The sequence below is a fragment of the Odoribacter sp. N15.MGS-14 genome (genome assembly GCF_000980245.1).
Lineage (GTDB): Bacteria > Bacteroidota > Bacteroidia > Bacteroidales > Marinifilaceae > Odoribacter > Odoribacter splanchnicus.
In genome coordinates this window covers 1-18,275 of the sequence record NZ_LARE01000016.1, presented here as the reverse complement: position 1 = coordinate 18,275, position 18,275 = coordinate 1, and the positions used below count along the sequence as shown (strand labels likewise).

14 protein-coding genes are annotated in these 18,275 nt (G+C 45.5%); 6 read left to right on the top strand and 8 right to left on the bottom strand.

Annotation, left to right across the window (positions count from 1 at the left end):
* The 3 genes from WS34_RS05425 to WS34_RS05415 form a co-directional block, all read right to left on the bottom strand.
* Positions 1-357, bottom strand: a complete 357-nt coding sequence (locus WS34_RS05425) for a BlaI/MecI/CopY family transcriptional regulator (RefSeq protein ID WP_041557342.1) — start codon at positions 355-357, stop codon at positions 1-3.
* A 263-nt stretch (positions 358-620) separates the two neighbouring features.
* Positions 621-1,643, bottom strand: a complete 1,023-nt coding sequence (locus tag WS34_RS05420) for a branched-chain amino acid aminotransferase (protein WP_013612437.1) — start codon at positions 1,641-1,643, stop codon at positions 621-623.
* Positions 1,644-1,659: 16 nt separating this feature from the next.
* Entirely contained in the window at positions 1,660-3,822 is a 2,163-nt protein-coding gene (locus tag WS34_RS05415) for a S46 family peptidase (RefSeq protein WP_013612438.1), read from the bottom strand.
* A gap of 304 nt (positions 3,823-4,126) precedes the next feature.
* On the opposite strand from WS34_RS05415, the gene rlmN reads away from it, so the two are divergent.
* Entirely contained in the window at positions 4,127-5,182 is a 1,056-nt protein-coding gene (gene rlmN, locus WS34_RS05410) for a dual-specificity RNA methyltransferase RlmN (protein ID WP_013612439.1), read from the top strand.
* 397 nt (positions 5,183-5,579) lie between these two features.
* On the opposite strand, the gene WS34_RS05405 is transcribed toward rlmN, so the two are convergent.
* A complete protein-coding gene (locus tag WS34_RS05405) occupies positions 5,580-6,914 on the bottom strand; it encodes an NADP-specific glutamate dehydrogenase (protein WP_022161201.1) in 1,335 nt (444 codons plus the stop codon).
* 304 nt (positions 6,915-7,218) lie between these two features.
* Between WS34_RS05405 and nagB the strand changes: the two genes are divergently transcribed.
* Positions 7,219-9,168, top strand: a complete 1,950-nt coding sequence (nagB, locus tag WS34_RS05400) for a glucosamine-6-phosphate deaminase (protein WP_013612450.1) — start codon at positions 7,219-7,221, stop codon at positions 9,166-9,168.
* Positions 9,169-9,278: 110 nt separating this feature from the next.
* Complete coding sequence (locus tag WS34_RS05395) at positions 9,279-10,169, top strand: nucleotidyltransferase family protein (protein WP_013612451.1); 891 nt, start codon at positions 9,279-9,281, stop codon at positions 10,167-10,169.
* A 62-nt stretch (positions 10,170-10,231) separates the two neighbouring features.
* Here the strand turns inward: WS34_RS05395 and WS34_RS05390 are convergent, their stop codons facing one another.
* The 3 genes from WS34_RS05390 to WS34_RS05380 all read right to left on the bottom strand — a co-directional run bounded on the left by WS34_RS05390 (position 10,232) and on the right by WS34_RS05380 (position 13,434).
* Positions 10,232-10,600: a heavy-metal-associated domain-containing protein gene (locus WS34_RS05390; protein ID WP_046403626.1), complete on the bottom strand. Its 369-nt coding sequence runs from the start codon at positions 10,598-10,600 to the stop codon at positions 10,232-10,234.
* A 44-nt stretch (positions 10,601-10,644) separates the two neighbouring features.
* Positions 10,645-12,918 carry a TonB-dependent receptor gene (locus tag WS34_RS05385; protein ID WP_013612453.1) on the bottom strand — a complete coding sequence of 758 codons (2,274 nt, stop codon included), beginning with the start codon at positions 12,916-12,918 and terminating at the stop codon, positions 10,645-10,647.
* A gap of 87 nt (positions 12,919-13,005) precedes the next feature.
* Positions 13,006-13,434, bottom strand: coding sequence for a hypothetical protein (locus tag WS34_RS05380; RefSeq protein ID WP_022161205.1), 429 nt, complete (start codon positions 13,432-13,434; stop codon positions 13,006-13,008).
* Between the two features lie 147 nt (positions 13,435-13,581).
* On the opposite strand from WS34_RS05380, the gene WS34_RS05375 reads away from it, so the two are divergent.
* Genes WS34_RS05375 through WS34_RS05365 form a run of 3 tightly spaced genes read left to right on the top strand, consistent with a single transcriptional unit; the run spans position 13,582 to position 17,186 of the window.
* Positions 13,582-14,739 (top strand): TlpA disulfide reductase family protein, encoded by a 1,158-nt coding sequence (locus WS34_RS05375; RefSeq protein ID WP_046403623.1) that lies wholly within the window; start codon positions 13,582-13,584, stop codon positions 14,737-14,739.
* A gap of 42 nt (positions 14,740-14,781) precedes the next feature.
* Entirely contained in the window at positions 14,782-15,609 is an 828-nt protein-coding gene (locus tag WS34_RS05370) for a UDP-2,3-diacylglucosamine diphosphatase (protein ID WP_046403620.1), read from the top strand.
* Positions 15,610-15,653: 44 nt separating this feature from the next.
* The gene (locus tag WS34_RS05365; RefSeq protein ID WP_046403618.1) at positions 15,654-17,186 is read left to right on the top strand and encodes a YifB family Mg chelatase-like AAA ATPase; all 1,533 of its coding nucleotides are present in this window, start codon (positions 15,654-15,656) and stop codon (positions 17,184-17,186) included.
* Positions 17,187-17,203: 17 nt separating this feature from the next.
* Here WS34_RS05365 and WS34_RS15440 read toward each other — a convergent pair.
* On the bottom strand, positions 17,204-18,275 hold a 1,072-nt coding region (locus tag WS34_RS15440), incomplete at its 5' end, for a TlpA family protein disulfide reductase (protein WP_286693640.1).

Below are 18,275 nucleotides of genomic sequence, written 5' to 3'. Positions count from 1 at the left end.
CTATTCTTTTTCAATTAAACGGATAATTTCTTCTAACTCTTTGGCCGAGATCTTCTGTTTCCGGGCAAAAAAAGTTACCATCTCTTTATATGAATTCTCGAAATAATTCTGTACGACGCCGGAAAGAAATTTCGTTTTGTATTCCCCTTCATCGATCGAAGGCGAATAAACATAGGTGTTCCCATAACGTTTGGCCTGTACATATCCTTTTTTCTCCAGATTTTTCACGATAGAAGCCACCGTCGTATAAGGCGGACGAGGCTCTTCCATGCAATTCAAAAAATCTTTAATCACTCCTTCTTTTACCTGCCAGATAATAAGCATGATTTCTTCTTCCTGAAAAGTCAATTTTTCCATAAGGCACATCAAACTACGATTTATTCGCAAATCTACGAAAATTTCGTAGATCGACCAATGTTTGATAAAGAAAGTTTCAAAAAAATATATATCCGCAGGCTCCAGCAACCCGATATACTACTTTAAACGCCGAAGGAGTAGTTATGAACTCCCGTCCTCCCCCATTGGGGACGAAAGGTCCGTCCCGGAGTTCCAAAAAGAAAGTGCCTGAACTGATCAGGCACTTTCTCCGAGTTGATTCAATTATCCCTAAAAATCTGTTTTTAGAAATTCAATACTTTTACCCAACCGAATTTGTCCGGTTCGTCTCCGTATTGAATAGCTCTCAAACGGTTGTACAATTTGGTACACCATTCACCAGGAACATCGGGCTTACCGAAAACGATGCTCTTGTTGTTTTCGAGATCATCGATCTGTCCGATAGGACTGATGACAGCAGCCGTACCGCAAGCTCCGGCTTCTTCGAAAGTCTCGAGTTCTTCTACGGGAATAAGCCGGCGTTCTACTTTCAATCCCATGTCTTCGGCCAATACCATCAGGCTGGCGTTGGTGATAGAAGGCAGGATGGTGTGAGAGAACGGAGTGATATATGAACCGTTTTTAATACCGAAGAAATTGGCCGGGCCACATTCGTCGATGTATTTCTTCTCTTTGGAATCGAGGAAGATGGCGGTCGAATAGCCTTTCTGATGGGCTACTTCGCCGGATCTCATTCCTGCAGCGTAATTACCTCCTACTTTGATGTGTCCGGTGCCATTGGGAGCAGCACGGTCGTAACGGCGTTCGAGCATGACTTTGGTCGGTTTGAAACCGGCTTTGAAATAAGGTCCTACAGGAGCTACAAATACAACGAAAATATATTCTTTAGCCGGAGCAACTCCCATCTGCGGTCCGACACCGATCAACAAGGGACGGATATATAAGCTGGCCCCCGATTCGTAAGGCGGAACGTATTCTTTGTTCAACTCGATGGCTTTGACGACAGCTTCTTCGAACAGTTCGATCGAAGGAGCCTGCATCATTACGTATTCGGCAGAACTAAGCATACGTTTTGCATTTTCTTCACAACGGAAGAGACGGATTTTTCCATCTTTACCCCGGAAGGCTTTCATACCTTCGAATGCTTCCTGTCCGTAATGCAAACAGGTAGAAGCCATATGAATATTCAGCATTTCAGAGTCGCTGACTTCAGGAGCACTCCATTTGCCGTCCTTATAATAACAACGTACGTTGTAATCCGTCTTGGAATATCCAAAGGACAATTTACCCCAATCTAAATTTTTCATAGTAGTTAGTTTTTGATTATTTTATAATAGTCATCTCGTTGATCAGGTTCTTAGCTCCGGCATATTTATCTACAATCCAGAGGAAATAACGAGTGTCGAGATTGATACACCGTTGCAGATTTTCTTCAAAATCGATGTCTCCGGACATGGCTTCGGAGTTACCGTCGAAGGCAGTACCGATCAGATGTCCTTCGGCGTTGATGACACCGGAACCGCTGTTACCTCCGGTGATGTCGTTATCTGTGATGAAGTTGACACTCAACTTATCGGTCCCGTAAGGAGCGAAATCCTGCTGAGCATACAGTTCTTTCAGCCGGTCGGGTACTTCGAACTCCCCACCTTTGGGCCCTTCTTTTTCGATCACACCGGTAAGGGTGGTGTAGTAATCATAGAAAACAGCATCCCGCGGTTTGTAGCTACCTACTTTACCATAGGTCAAGCGAATCGTAGAATTGGCATTGGGAGCCCAGGCTTTATCGGGCTGCATTTCCATCAATCCCCTCACGAAAAGACGGTCTCCTTTGGAAATTTTTTCCTGCATTTCACCACTGTAGGCGGTCAGTTTGATCCAAATCTCATAGAAAGATTTACCGGCAATATATACCGGGTCTTTGGCCAATTGTTTACAATCGGGTTTGTCGAGAAATGCGTTGAAAGCAGCTTCGTCCATGAAGATGGATTTCTGCTGCAATCCGGCAGCGAACTTATCGTAATTACCTTTGTATTTTTTGTTGACCAGATCGATAACTTCGGGGTAAAGATCGGGATCGACATTGTCGTTGTATATTTTAAACAATGCAGCGAATAATTTTGTATCGAGATCGGCATTATAGTCTTTGAAAAAAGCTTTAGCCATATCTTTCAAAGCTTCTTTAATCTCTGTTTTTTCTCCGGCGGGGATTTCTTTATCACAAAGATCTTCGATCATTCTTCCGCTACGGTAAGCGAACAAATGAGCTTCGGGTCCGGCCAGGGCTTCCTGCGCATAAGCCGTAGCTACGGAATATTCTTTAATATCTTCGTATCCCTGGCGAATCATCGGCAGCACTTCGCCGTAAGTGGCTTTGCGGGCCGGATCGGCATTTACCCAAGCGGTAAACTCTCTTTCGATGGCTTCTTTGTTGCCTTTGGTGTTCAGGTTTTTGAGCGCTTTATTCTGCTCGAAGGAATATTTCCAGTAGTTGGCACAACTGGCATATTTAGAAGCATATTGAATCCGGGTTTTCGGACTCTTAGCCATTTCTTCGCGCATAACCTCCAATTTTACCGTACGTACTTTGTAACGGATATCGTTGGTTACATCCATCGTATTCTGTAATCCGAAACTGGTGGTATAGCGGTCGGTAGTTCCGGGGAATCCCATAATCATGGCAAAATCACCGTCTTTCACGCCTTTTGCAGATACGGGCAGGTAATGTTTGGGTTTTAAGGGTACATTATCTTTGGAGTATTCGGCAGGGCTACCGTCAGGAGCGGTGTAAATACGGAACATAGAAAAGTCGGCAGTATGACGGGGCCACATCCAGTTATCGGTATCTCCACCGAATTTTCCCATGCTCTGAGGAGGGGCACCTACCAAACGTACGTCTTTGTAGATGGTGTAAAGGAACAGGAAGAATTGGTTTCCTTCGAACATCGGCTGAACCTGTCCGCTTAATTTCGTTCCAGCCACAGCTTCCTTCACAATCACTGCAGATATACTGTCGATGATAGCACCGCGGTCCATTTCGCTCATATCGTCTTTTAAGAAAGGAGCGATACGGTCGGTTACGTCTTCCATCCGTTCCAGAATAGAAGCGGTCACGCCGGGATTGGTGAGCTCATCTTCCATTTTGTAAGCCCAGAAACCATCGGCCAGATAGTCGTGCTCGACAGAAGAATGAGATTGGATAGCACTGAAACCACAGTGATGATTGGTCAGCATCAACCCATTGGGAGAAATAATCTCTCCCGAACAAAAATGACGGAAAGGACGGCCGGCATTGCCTAAACCGACGATAGCATCTTTGATACCGGGTTTATTGACATCGTAGATATCTTCTGCAGTCAGTTTAAATCCCATCTGTTGCATTTTCTCAATGTTCAGTGGTTTTAATTTCGACAACAACCACATTCCTTCATCAGCCCTGACAATAGACACCGAAAGCAGAGCAAGAGCAATAATCAATAGTTTCTTCATGTGTTTTATTCTATAGTATTTGTTTTAAATTATAACTACCACACTATCCCAACTTAAATTTCTTAACGAAAAACAACCTTTTTCCTAAGTTATTATAACTTTCAAGCTAAGATAAGTGCAAATATATAATTAAATCCGTTCTTTATCTGATTTTCACTTTATTTTAACAGGAGAGAGGAAAAGAAAAAACCGGGACAGAAAAAAGAACAGGAAGAAAAGATTTGGAAGGCTGAAGGAGAAGAATATAGCAAAATACGATACCTTTGTGAGGTGAGAGATTTTGATTTTATATAATAACGAGATTATGGCCGATACAAGTAACAAAAAAAATATCAGAGAAGAATCTTTACGGGATTTAAGCGACTTTTTAACCGCACAAGGCGAGAAGGCTTTCCGTGCAAAACAGATCTGGCAATGGATCTGGCAAAGAGGGGTGACGGATTTCGCAGAGATGAGCAACTTATCGAAGGCTACCCGGGAATTATTAAGCCGGCATTATTTCTTCGATTCCCTCTTTCCGCAGCAGGTGCAGACAGCCAGCGACGGCACCGAAAAAACAGCCTGGCGGCTGACTGACGGCGAAATCGTCGAGAGCGTACTGATTCCCGGAAATCAAAAATTCACGGTCTGTGTATCTTCACAAGTGGGTTGTCAGCTGGGGTGCAAATTCTGTGCAACCGGTACCCTGGGTTTTAAACGTAATTTAACGGCCGGCGAAATTTTCGAACAGGTGGTCCGTGCACAGCAGGCAGCGGAAGCCCAGGGGCAACCATTGAGCAATATCGTTTTCATGGGAATGGGCGAACCTTTACTGAATTACGAGCAGGTCCTCAGAGCGATAGAACGGATTACGGCCCAGGACGGATTAGCCATGTCACCCTACCGGATTACGGTATCTACAGCCGGTATCCCGGAAAAAATCAGGCAATTGGCAGACGATGGAGTGCGTTTTAATCTGGCGCTTTCTCTACATGCAGCGAAAGAAACCACCCGCACTTTCCTTATGCCGGTGAATAAAGCCTATCCTTTGAGTGAGATTGCAGGAAGCCTGAAATATTTCGTCGAAAAAACAGGAACCCGTCCGACTTTCGAGTATTTGCTTCTGAAAGATATCAACGACAGCCTCGAAGATGCAAAAGCTTTGGCCCTCTATTGCCGCCAATTCCCGATCAAGATCAATATCATCGAATACAACAATGTGGAAGGTTCTGGTTTTCACCACAGTCCGGACAAAAACCGGGATGCCTTCATCCGGTTTCTGGAAGGATGTAACATGGTGGTCAACGTACGCCGCAGCAAAGGGAAAGACATCGACGCCGCCTGCGGACAGTTGGCGGGGAAACAAGAAAGCAATTTGTAAAATCCATAAAGTCTTCCGGACCCTGCGAATCCTTTTTTAAGGCCACCGGTCAGGAGCGGAACATGGTATCATAAACCGAATTAAAACGTACCGTTTACATAGTTACAACGCTTTCAAAAACTATGTCTAAACCGTCGTAACCAAAAAAACGGTAGAATTATTCGGTACTTATTCGTCTCCGGTGATCGGAATTGGTGACCCGGTCGCTTCTGTCGGTCGTCTAACTTTTTCTGAACGCCCGACCGGCGGTGTCTGACGAGCTTGCGAGGAGTTCCGCCGGTCAGTGAAGGAAAGCCTTAACGGACCGGTCCAGGCGAACCGGTCTTCCGGTATAAAAACCGAAATCGGAATAGAAAGAAAAAATTATACTTACGTTCTTATGATGAATTTATACCTTTTATAAAATGCCTTGGTCCATTATCGCGCGGGCTACTTTGATAAAACCGGCCACGTTAGCTCCTTTGACATAGTTGACGTAACCATCGGGCTGGGTACCGTATTTCACACACTGCGCATGGATAGACTGCATGATCTCCTTTAGTTTCTGATCGACTTCTTCGCGTGTCCAGCTGATTTTCTGTGCATTCTGACACATCTCGAGACCCGAAGTGGCCACTCCGCCGGCGTTGGCGGCTTTACCGGGAGCATACAACAGTTTATTTTCGAGAAAGACCTGAATCGCTTCGGGTGTAGAGGGCATGTTCGCCCCTTCGGACACCGCCACACAACCGTTGGCAACTAAAGTACGGGCTTCGTCACCGTTCAGCTCATTCTGAGTGGCACTGGGCATAGCGATATCACATTTCTCCCCCCACGGCCGACCTCCGGCCACGTATTTACAACCGTACTTATCGGCATATTCCTTCACCCTTCCCCGGTAGAACAATTTTAACTCCATCATATATTCCAACTTTCCAGCACCGATCCCTTCGGGATCGTAAATATAACCGCTGCTATCCGACAGAGTCACCACCTTTGCGCCGAGCTCGTTCAGTTTCTGTACTGTGTAAAGGGCCACATTTCCCGCCCCCGAGACGGCTACGGTCTTGCCCTTCAGCTCTATATTCCGGGTCTTCAGCATCTCCAACAGGAAATATACATTCCCATAACCGGTAGCTTCGGGACGGATCAGAGAACCACCGGATTCCAGGCCTTTGCCCGTAAAAGTTCCGCTATTTTCCCTCGCCAGTTTTTTATACATTCCGTACATATAATTAACCTCCCGGCCACCGACACCGATATCCCCTGCCGGAATATCCGTACCGGGTCCGATATTGCGCCATAACTCCAAAATATAGGCCTGACAAAAACGCATAATCTCGGCATTCGATTTTCCTTTCGGATTAAAATCCGAACCACCTTTAGCCCCTCCCATCGGTAAAGTAGTCAGTGAATTTTTAAAGGTCTGCTCGAAAGCCAGGAATTTTAAAATAGATAAATTCACGGAGGAATGGAAACGGATTCCTCCTTTGTAAGGACCTATAGCATTGTTGTGCTGGATGCGGTAGCCCATGTTGGTATGCACATTTCCCTGATCATCTGTCCAGGTCACCCGAAACGAGAAAATCCGATCGGGAATACAGAGCCGCTCGATCAAATTGCTTTTTTCAAACTCGATATTCCGATTATAGGTATCTTCGATGGTATTCAATACCTCTTCTACTGCCTGGTGGTATTCCGGTTCGTTGGGAAACCGCCTTTTCAATTCTGTCAAAACGTCTTTTGCTTTCATAAGATATAGGTTAAATCAGAAGCCCGCCCGAAGGCGGGTTTCATGGGTCAGTTGTATATAAATTGTCAGTAGTATGTGTTTCGTTTGTACGAACAAAGGTAGCGCATAATATCAAAAATAATTCATTTTGTTAAATTTCAAACACGAAAGGAAGATTTGTGTAATTTCGGGAAAGTGAAAACGTTAACGCCCTCATTCTTTCACAGAAAAACAGCTTCATCATCAAAGCCGCTCCCGGATACATGAAAAATACCAAAGTTTTATTAACTTTGTAAGTTGACATTATAAATTTAAACCCAACCTTATGATCACCAAAAACTATATAGCGAAAGGAGAAGGCGCCAACCGTTTCGAGAAAGTGCCGGTCCGGATTTATGAAAAACCTTCCGAAGCCGTCAAAGCGGTAGCCCGGGAAATTGCCGATCTGATCCGTACGAATGCGGATAAAAGCGAAAAATGTGTCCTCGGATTAGCGACCGGTTCATCTCCGATCAAACTCTATGAAGAACTGGTCCGCATGCACCGTGAGGAAGGCCTGTCGTTCAAAAATGTAGTCAGTTTCAATCTGGACGAATACCTGCCTATGCCTAAAGAATCGGAGCAAAGCTACCATTATTTCATGCACCATCACTTATTCGACCATATTGATATCGACCCGAAAAATATTCATATTCCGGACGGAACCTTAAAAGCGGAAGAGATAGAAAACTTTTGTAAGGAATACGAACGGCAGATCGAGGCCGCCGGAGGTATCGACATTCAAGTGCTCGGAATCGGCCGCACAGGCCACATCGGTTTCAACGAACCCGGTTCGCCGCTGACTTCGAAAACCCGGATGGTATATTTAGACGATCTGACGATTAAGGATGCTGCAGGAGATTTCGGCGGCATGGAAAATGTGCCGTCCCGCGCCATTACCATGGGAGTGGGTACGATTATGAAAGCCCGGAAAGTAATACTCCTGGCTTGGGGTGAGAAAAAAGCTTCTATCATCAAAGCTACGGTCGAAGGTAGTGTTTCGGATGCTGTCCCTGCCACTTTTCTGCAAGTACATCCGAACGTACAGTTCGTCATCGACGAAAGTGCAGCCGAAGAACTGACGCGTGCCAATCAACCCTGGTTGGTCAGCAAAGTACAATGGAACGACAAGCTGATCCGAAAAGCCGTCATCTGGCTGTGCCAGAAAGTGAAAAAGCCGATCCTGAAAGTAGAAAACAAAGACTACATCGACAATGGGATGACCGATCTGATCAAGACTTTCGGTTCGGCCAATAAAGTAAATATCCAGGTATTCAACGACCTGCAACACACCATTACAGGTTGGCCGGGAGGCAAACCCAATGCAGATGATTCTACCCGTCCCGAAAGAGCCTATCCTTATCCTAAACGAATCCTGATCTTCAGTCCCCATCCAGACGACGACGTCATCTCTATGGGAGGTACTTTTGCCCGGTTGGTAGAACAAGGTCACGAAGTGCATGTCGCTTACCAAACCTCGGGCAGCATCGCTGTTTTCGACGATTATATCTATCAGCAAATGGATATCGCCACCTCTTTTACTAAACTGGTGGACGGGGATTTACCGGCCATGGAAAACGCATTTTTACAAATAAAACAAGCTATCGCTAACCGCAAACCGGGAGACGAGGAAGCACGGTATCTATTGCAATTCAAGGCCGCCCTTCGCCGGGCAGAAGCCCGCGGAGCCTGCCGTTTTATCGGTGTCCCTGAAGAACGGGTACACTTCCTGAACCTCCCCTTCTATGAAACCGGGAAAGTGAAAAAGAACCCGCTATCGCAAGCCGATGTCGATATTATCGTCGATCTTTTACGGAAAGTACAACCCCATCAGATCTATGCTGCGGGTGACTTAGCCGATCCGCACGGGACACACGGAGTCTGTCTGGATGCGATTCTCCGTGCCTACAACATCATCGACCGGGACGAGTGGTTTAAAGATTGTAACACCTGGTGGTATCGCGGCGCGTGGATGGAATGGGAAGTAGAAAAAGTAGACATGGCGGTTCCGATCAGTCCGGCAGAATTGTCTATCAAACGGAAAGCGATCTACAAACACGGTTCACAAAACAACGGACCGGCATTTCCGGGAGATGATCCGCGTGAATTCTGGCAACGGGCGGAAGACCGTAACCGGAATACAGCGGATTTGTACAACCGTTTGGGTATGGCCGAATATGAAGCAATGGAGGTTTTTACCCGGTATAAGCACGACCACGGAGACTCTCTGAAATAAAATTTACCAGACCGGAACGGCAGATTCGTAAATGAATTTTAGGTTAAATCTTTAATCTTTTTATAACTTTGTCGGCTCACAACACTGACACTTATAAAAATAGTATAATCATGAAAAGAAAAACTACACTCTTAGTGATGGCAGCCGGCATGGGTTCCCGTTTCGGAAGTCTGAAACAGATTACTCCTCTCGGACCGCACCAGAAGGCTTTGCTGCACTATACCATTTATGACGCAGTTCATGCGGGATTCGATAAGATCGTTTTCGTTATCCGCGAAAGTTTCGCCAAAGAATTTATCGATTTTGTAGGGAAATATGCCGAAGGATTGGTAGAAACCGCTTATTGCTATCAAAGTATGGATAAACTACCGGGAGGAATGCCGCCCATCGAGCGCGAGAAGCCGTGGGGTACGGCACATGCCATCTGGAGTGCCAAAGAAGTAATCGATGAACCTTTTGCCGCCCTGAATGCCGATGATTTTTACGGTAGCGATGCTTTTGTAAAAGCCCACGATTTCCTGGCCAACGAAGCAACGGACCAAGAGTTCGGCCTGGTCGGTTACCGTCTGGCTTCTACCCTATCGGAAAACGGCACTGTTTCACGAGGGATCTGTGAAACCGACAGCCATCACCACCTGACTGCCGTTACGGAATGTACGAAAATCGGCAGACAGGCAGACGGAAGCATCAAAGACGAAGAGACCGGAAAAACACTGAATGCCGACGATCTGGTATCTATGAATTTCTGGGCCTTTACTCCTAAAATTTTCGAAGAAATCGAAAGACAGTTCGTCGAATTTTACCCGGCTAACAAAGATAATCTGAGATCAGAATTTTATATTCCCAAAGTAGTGGATAAAATGATCAAGGATCAAATTGCCGATGTAAGGGTACTGAAAACAACGGCTAAATGGTTCGGAGTCACTTATAAAGAAGATACCCCTTCTGTAAATGCAGCCCTTGCCGCTTTTGACAAGGAAGGAAAATATCTGGATATCTAAGTTCCGGATTGAGTTATTACGAAAGGAGGCAGACTAAAAAGTCTGCCCCTTTTTCTTTATTTTTATTTCGTTTTCCCCTCTTTTTCACAACAGGATTTTTCACACTTTTCGCCGGTTTGGGTTTTGGCAGAAGTGTTATTTCCTTCGATTCCTTTCACTTCGATGTTCAATTTCTCGATGGCTTTCTGCAAGTTTTCGGTGGTATTTTTGTCTTCGCGGAAAGTGATTGTGATGGTTTGAGTTTTCATATCCACTTTCAGGTCTTTCACTCCCTTTTCATAAGGGATATTCTTTTCTACTTTTGCTTTGCAAGATTCGCAATGCAGGTTAGCATTAAAAATGACGGTTTTCTCATTCTTTTTCTGAGCATTTACACTCATGGCAGCTGACAATACTACTACCATTATCAAAACTAATCGTACTACTTTCATGGTTCCTAGTTTTAAATTTATGTATCAAAGTTAATAAAACAATATTATTCCCGATCTAATCCGAAGCGAAGGCCGAGATAAAATTTACGTCCGTGTACAGGACCCCAAATTTTCGAAGAGTCGAAAGCGTCACTCCAGGGACGGTCGGCAGCCAGGATAGGATGTTTTTGGGTGAAATCACCGATATTTTCACATCCGGCATAAATACTCCATTTACGGAAAAACTTGGAAATCTGGGCATTCATGATACGGAAAGAATCGAAACGATCCGCTTGTCCTGAATTTTCTGACACAGGAACGGGAATACGTCCCGGACCGTTGAATTGAGTGGTGAAATCGAATTGCCATTTCTTCATATTGGTGTAATATGACAAATTCAACAAGCCTTTGTATTTACTTTGCAGAGGAGCCCTCAACAGACGGCCGCCCATCGTGGTCTTCACATCATTGTAACGATAAGCACCCAAAACGTCGAACCGGGGGATCAATTCGTATTTCACTTCCACCTGATAACAATTGGAGTAAGAATCACCGTCTAAGTTATAAAAATTGACTTTTCCTACCTGAGTCTCATTATCGGCCACGACCTGATCGGTAAAGTTCGTCCGGTAATAATCGAGGTTGATATTCAGTATACGGTCGAACAAGAGAAATTTGCGGTTCAACTGTACTCCGAAATTCCAGGCTTTTTCCATATCCAAACGATCTAATTCTTCGGGATGGGCTGCCAACAATTTATCGTTGACATATACCGAATTGGCAGAAGCCAACAGATAACTGTTATCGGCCAGGATGTTGGCTGTCCGGGCACCGTGACCGGCAGACACCTTCAACATCGTAAAATCGTCGGGGGCATAAGCCAGATGTAAACGGGGAGTTACAAAACTACCGAAAATATTATGGTAGTCATAACGCAGTCCGGCCATTACGGTCAATTTTTGCCAGAAAAGTCCGGTATACTGGAAAAAAGCCCCTCCTACCCGTTCGTTACGATCGAAATCTACGGTTGCCGTCTTTTGACCGGAACCCACTAAATAGTCGTTGAAGGATTCATCATAACGATCGAAATTAAAGGACAACCCCGCAGAATATTTCTGATTTTCATTCTGTCCGAATATAGACTGAAAAATATAGTTAGAAAAAACAGTCTGCTGACGGGCTTGATAATCACGGGCGCCATAATATGAATCCTGATCGTGATCGGTATAATTCACCAAAATCGCCATACTGGTATTCTCGTACTGCGGCATCAGATAACCCAACTTCAAAAAGCCTTCATACCGGCGAGAGTCGATGCCGATCCCATACAAAGTACCCTCTCCATAGCTACCCCGCATTTCCTTCCTAAATCCTTTCTGCCCTCCCAGGCGGGTTTCGTCGAGGAGCTTCCCTCCGAATTGCAAAAACCAAGTATCGGTCTTATATTGCCAGCGATTCATCACATTGTATTGGGTCGTTTTAGGCATATCCAAAAAGCCATCGTGGTTTCCATCGTGTTCCATGGTCAGCCAATCCCCGTGAGCCAGGATGGCTGTGCTCCACTTGTCATTCAGACGGATGCCTGTATTGGCATTGAATTCGATCATCCCTTCACTATTCCCATAGGCATTGACAAAAATCTTTTCGCTCGTAGCAGGCTTTTTATAATCGACACTGATTTGTCCGGCAATCGCTTCATAGCCATTGATTACCGAACCGGCCCCCTTCGAAACCGAGATAGCGCTCATCCAAGGGCCTGGGACATAATTCAATCCGTATAATGCCGAAATCCCCCGAAAATTGGGCATATTCTCCGTCATCATCTGCACATATTTACCGGTCAGCCCCAACAACTGGATCTGTTTCGCCCCAGTCACAGCATCGGCATATGCCACATCTACCGAAGCATTGGTAGTGAAACTCTCTCCCAGATTACAACAAGCTGCTTTACACAATTCTTCGCCGGTGATCACCTGTTCGATCAGAGGCCCTCGGGTACTCATAATCGTCGTATTTCCCCGGGTGACCACTTTCACTTCATCGAGTACTTCTCCTGCCACCAATTCGATCTCGACCTGTTTATCCGTGCGTTTTACCGTAAGCGTATCGGTCCGGTACCCGATAAAGCTGGCGACCAAGCGCCCCGATTTATTCCATTTGATTTTGAAATGCCCTTCAGCATCCGTCACTACACCGTCTGTCGTTCCGGCCCAATAGACATTGGCACCCGGCAAACCGACCTTTTTTCCATTCTCCTGCTCGACCACCCGTCCCTTTATATCCTGGGCATATCCTCCCAGAGAGGCACATAACAGTACCATTAAACTGAACAATTTCATTTTTACACTATTTACCTTATGATTGAAGATTAAAAATGACAACACACCTTATCCAAATCCATAGTCAGGACTGACCGGCAAAAGGTTTTAACAAAGAAAAGTACACAACGATTCCAATGAGGGCGGAATCCCGGGAAACTTCCGGTAAAAAGCAAAGCCATCCTTTCCGTCCCGCACAGCAAGAATCTGCATCGTCATCTCCCAACCGCATTCAGGTAAGGTAAATACGGAAAGTTGCATTTGTAAAACCCGCTCTACCAATGAAGAATCAGTCACTTTATAAAAATCATGACGGGAAGAAGCATGACAACAATCTTTACAAAATTGCCGTTCCTCCTGACAACAGCCACATCCCTCTTCGCAAGGACATGTGTTCTCTGCAGGCAGGACTCTGACTTCGAGATATGTGCGGTCCGAATGAATGCAACCCGACTGAGTTACATTCACTCCAATCAATGCCATCCCGGTAATAAGCAGCACTAACGTATGCAATATCTGTTTGCCCAATTTCAACATCGTTTGCAAATATATTCTTTTCCTTTAGAAAGCAACAGAAAGAAATAATTCTTGACAGAATTTTAACTAATAGATTCCTTTTGTCCTAGTCGAAAAAAATTGTATTTTCGTACGATTAAAATCTAGTAATAACTAACCTTTTTCATCATGTTGAGAAGAAATATACGGTCGTCTGTATTTGTATTACTTGCATTGGCAGCCTGTACAAATAAAAATAATGTTAAAATTACCGGAGAGATCAAGGAAGCTGAAAATCAAAAAGTGTACCTGGAGCAGTTGAATGTCGATCAAGCTGTCATCATCGACTCGACAAAAACCGACCGGAACGGACATTTCACCTTTAAAACAACAACCTCCCTCCCCACTTTCTATAATGTAAAAATCGGTCCGAAGGAATTTATTACTTTCATTGCTGAACCGGAAGATCATATCGAATTAAGCGGAACGTTGAACGGACTTTCCCAGAATTACTGGGTAGACGGATCTGAAAATTCCCTTTGGGTAAAGCTGCTGAATTTTCAACTGAACAATACTCATGTCATGATGGATTCGCTGAAGAAAAGCTTTGCCGCCCTTCCTGCCGAAGCGACCAGCGAACGTCAAAAAATTGCAGCCGCCTGGGATTCGGTCGTGAACAAACAAATTAACTTTTCGAAGGATTTTATCCTGAAGCATGCCATTTCGCCGGCTTCCTATTATGCCTTGTATCAGAAATTCGATCAGGATAATTTCATCCTGAATCCGGATAACGATTTGCATTCTTATAAAGTCGTCGCCTCTTCGATGAAAGCGATGTACCCGGAATCGCAATATACGAAAGCGATCCTGAATCATTTAGACCAGATCAACAAGGCGATTCAAAACATGAAAATAAAACAATTGATCAACAACAGCGAAGGATCACTGCCGGAAATCCATCTTCCGAATGCACAGGGGGACACCATTGCCCTTAGTTCGCTGAAAGGGAAATATATACTGCTCGATTTTACTGTCTTGAACAGCAAAGACGGAGTCGGCTATATTCAAGAGATGAAAAAGATCTACAACAAATTTAAAAACCGGGGAGTTCAGATTTATCAGGTTTGTCTGGATCCGAACAAACTTGCCTGGCAAAGTCTCGTAAAACAGTTGGATATCAATTGGATTTGTGTCTGGGATCCGGATGGTTTGAAAAGCCGTGCTGCTCAGATGTGGAACATACAACATGTACCTGCCAATTATATTATCAACCCTAAATTTGAAATTGTCGGGAAAAATCTGGCAGGCCAACGCCTGGAAGACCGTTTGAACGACCTTTTAAAATAATTTAAAATCACTCACCCCAAGAGCGAGAAAGAGGCAGAATCGATGAAAATCAGTGAGCGAATCCCCCTTACAGAACATACCCTCCGGCTCCAGGCTGGAAAAAAGGTTTATTTCGTTTCCGATGTCCATCTGGGTGCTCCTGTATTGGATAATGACCGGGAACGGGAAAACCGCCTGATCCGTTGGCTCGACACCATCCGTCCGGATTGTAGTGAGTTGTTCCTGCTCGGGGATATCTTCGATTTTTGGTTCGAATACAAGCGGGCAGTACCCAAAGGACATGTCCGCTTTCTGGCCAAAATATGCGAGTTTACGGACCAGGGCATACCTGTACATTTCTTTACGGGTAATCACGATATCTGGGCATTCGGTTATCTCCCGGAAGAATGCGGAGTGATCCTACATACTCACAATGAAATTTTCAGGATAGCCGGTAAGCGTTTCCTGATCGGACACGGCGATGCACTGAACCCACAGGATAAAGGATATCTATTTCTCTACCGTATTTTTCACAACCGTTTTTTACAACGGTGTTTCAGATGGCTACATCCGGATATCGGAATCCTGATTGCGCGGAAATGGTCGTCGCATTCCCGTCTGGAAAACGGCAAAATCGAAGCCGATGCATTCCGGGGAGCGGAAAAAGAAGAGATCGTCCGTTTTTGCCGGGAAGTGCTGCAAGGACAACATTTCGATTATTTCATTTTCGGACACCGGCATCTGCCTATCGATTTTACTCTCTCGCCAAGCAGCCGCTATATCAACACAGGGGACTGGATCACCTATTATAGTTTCGCCAGTTTCGACGGTCGGGAAGCAGTGCTCGAGACCGAAGATAAAAATCAGGATTTTCACTTTGATTTATTGTAAAATTATCTTAACTTACATACACTTAATCTTAAATCTGCGGTGTCATGTTAGTGAAGATATTTAGTGGTGCCGTCAATGGAATCGAGGCCACAACCATTACTCTGGAAGTTAACATCCTGAACGGTGCTAAATTTATCATTGTGGGCTTACCGGACAATGCGGTAAAAGAAAGTCAGCAACGGATCGATTCGGCCCTGCGGGAGATCGGTTCCCGGATTCCGGGCAAGCGGGTAATCATCAATATGGCTCCTGCCGATGTCAAAAAGGAAGGCTCTGCTTATGATCTCCCACTCTGTATCGGTATTCTGGCTGCCAACGAACAACTCTCGCCCGAAGGGCTGGAGAATTTTATGATGTTGGGAGAATTATCACTCGACGGAAGTTTGGTGGCGGTAAAAGGGGTACTTCCTATCGCTATCAATGCCAGGAGCGAGGGTTTCAAAAGCATTATCGTGCCGTTGGAAAATGCAAACGAAGCTGCTGTAGTCGAAGGTATACACGTCTATGGTTTCTCCCATATCCGGGAAGTCACCGATTTTCTGAACGGCAAACAGCAGGCAGAACCGTTCACCTTCGATCCGACCCTATCGGAAGTAACCAACGATCTTCTTTATGATTTTAAAGATGTGAAAGGGCAGGAAACCGTCAAACGGGCTTTGGAAATTGCAGCCGCCGGTGCTCACAATCTTCTGATGGTAGGAGCACCCGGCTCGGGGAAGACGATGCTTGCGAGGCGTTTACCGGGAATACTCCCTCCGATGACTGTCGAAGAGTCGCTGGAAACCACAAAAATTCATTCCGTCGCGGGAAAACTATCCCGGAATTGTTCGCTGATTACGACCCGGCCTTTCCGTTCACCCCATCATACAATCTCTCCGATAGCCCTGATCGGCGGAGGATCTTTCCCTCGTCCCGGTGAAATCTCTCTCGCTACGAACGGAGTTCTTTTCCTGGACGAGCTCACTGAATTTCAGCGCAATGTCTTAGAAGTTATGCGCCAGCCCCTGGAAGACCGGAAAATTACCATCAGCCGGGCCCGCTACAGTGTCGATTATCCGGCCAATTTTATGCTGATCGCTTCCATGAATCCTTGTCCCTGTGGTTATTATAACCATCCGACTAAAGAGTGTACCTGTTCGGGAAGTGCGATCCAGCATTATCTATCCAAAATTTCGGGTCCTCTGCTTGACCGGATCGATATACATATCGAGGTTGTCCCGGTAGAACTGGAAAAAATTGCCGGAATACAAGAAGCCGACCCTAGTAGCGTAGTCCGGGCAAGGGTGATCACTGCCCGCAACATTCAAACGGAGCGTTTTAAAGATTATCCGGGTATCTACTGTAATGCCCAAATGTCCCCGCCTCTGCTGAAACGCTTTTGTCCGTTGGATAAACAATGCCTTTCTTTATTAAAAATGGCGATGCAGAAATTCGGACTTTCTGCACGGGCTTATGACCGGATTATCAAACTCTCCCGGACAATTGCCGACCTGGCAAGTTCGGACCATATCCTGCCGCAACATATAGCGGAGGCTATTCAATACCGAAGCCTGGACCGGGAATCGTGGGGGAGTTAAGTGCGTATTTGCTGGTATCAATTTCCGTATTTTTCCAGATAGGTGTCGAGTTTGGGATCGGAAGGCCGCGGGGCTTTCACTGTAATGATCTGTCCGGCCGGATCAATCAGTAAAAAACGGGGGATGGCCGATATACCGTATCTTTTGCATAAATCCGACCGCATTCCCCGGTCCGCAATGAACTGTCTCCAAGCCGGCCGATCTTCCTTTACCTTTTTTTTCCAACTTCCGATCTCATGGTCCACAGAGATACTGATAAATTCGATATTGAGATTGTCTTTGTATTGCCGGTATTTCTTTTCCATAAAGGGAATCTGCTGACAACAAGGCCCACACCAGGTGGCCCAGATATCGATGTACAACAATTTCCCCTTGAAGTCGGACAATCTGTAGATTTTCCCGTTTTCATCTTTCATTTCAAAATCAGGAGCTGTAGTCCCACTCCCTAAGGCCCGGATCTCTTTGTATTTGTTACCGATCTCTTCTATCGCAACGGAATCGGTTGAACATTGCAGGAAAGTCTTGTAAATCTCTTCCAGTTTGTCGTTTCCTCCGGAATTGAAATACCGGTAGGCTATACGGTTGACAAAATAATTAGCCACCCGTTCGTTACTGATCAACTTCCGGGCCCACTCCATATAGGCAGCGGCATTTAATTCTGTATTGGCACGGGAATCCTGCTGTACAGCCATTTCCCAACGGATTCTGCCGTCTACCAACCCCGGATACCCCGTGATATCCTGATCTTTTTCCCTTTCCAGCCAGGCTTCGTCATTCAGATCCAGCCCCCGGTTAAAAGCGACGTAATCGGGATCCTGATCCATAGCCACCTTGTTGATTTCCCGGACAGCCCAGCAATACCGTTGTTTCAGATTCAGCATGGAGGAATACAGGTCGTTACGCAGATAGGTGATGACGGCTTTATCTTCCTGGAGAGCCGCTTTGTCGAGTAATCCGCTCAATTCTTTTTCCATCTCTTCCACGGCAGCGGCATGTTCTTTGAAGGAAACGGCAGCTAACTCTTCCATCGGCCATGTCCGGAATCCGTTCCGTTTCATATAATGAGTCAGGTAGTGGTTCAATTCTTTG

What these genes read in the sequence shown, in the direction of transcription:
- WS34_RS05425 (WP_041557342.1), bottom strand. Translation starts at nt 357, where the DNA reads ATGGAAAAATTGACTTTTCAGGAAGAAGAAATCATGCTTATTATCTGG.
- WS34_RS05420 (WP_013612437.1), bottom strand. Translation starts at nt 1,643, where the DNA reads ATGAAAAATTTAGATTGGGGTAAATTGTCCTTTGGATATTCCAAGACG.
- WS34_RS05415 (WP_013612438.1), bottom strand. Translation starts at nt 3,822, where the DNA reads ATGAAGAAACTATTGATTATTGCTCTTGCTCTGCTTTCGGTGTCTATT.
- rlmN (WP_013612439.1), top strand. Translation starts at nt 4,127, where the DNA reads ATGGCCGATACAAGTAACAAAAAAAATATCAGAGAAGAATCTTTACGG.
- WS34_RS05405 (WP_022161201.1), bottom strand. Translation starts at nt 6,914, where the DNA reads ATGAAAGCAAAAGACGTTTTGACAGAATTGAAAAGGCGGTTTCCCAAC.
- nagB (WP_013612450.1), top strand. Translation starts at nt 7,219, where the DNA reads ATGATCACCAAAAACTATATAGCGAAAGGAGAAGGCGCCAACCGTTTC.
- WS34_RS05395 (WP_013612451.1), top strand. Translation starts at nt 9,279, where the DNA reads ATGAAAAGAAAAACTACACTCTTAGTGATGGCAGCCGGCATGGGTTCC.
- WS34_RS05390 (WP_046403626.1), bottom strand. Translation starts at nt 10,600, where the DNA reads ATGAAAGTAGTACGATTAGTTTTGATAATGGTAGTAGTATTGTCAGCT.
- WS34_RS05385 (WP_013612453.1), bottom strand. Translation starts at nt 12,918, where the DNA reads ATGAAATTGTTCAGTTTAATGGTACTGTTATGTGCCTCTCTGGGAGGA.
- WS34_RS05380 (WP_022161205.1), bottom strand. Translation starts at nt 13,434, where the DNA reads ATGTTGAAATTGGGCAAACAGATATTGCATACGTTAGTGCTGCTTATT.
- WS34_RS05375 (WP_046403623.1), top strand. Translation starts at nt 13,582, where the DNA reads ATGTTGAGAAGAAATATACGGTCGTCTGTATTTGTATTACTTGCATTG.
- WS34_RS05370 (WP_046403620.1), top strand. Translation starts at nt 14,782, where the DNA reads ATGAAAATCAGTGAGCGAATCCCCCTTACAGAACATACCCTCCGGCTC.
- WS34_RS05365 (WP_046403618.1), top strand. Translation starts at nt 15,654, where the DNA reads ATGTTAGTGAAGATATTTAGTGGTGCCGTCAATGGAATCGAGGCCACA.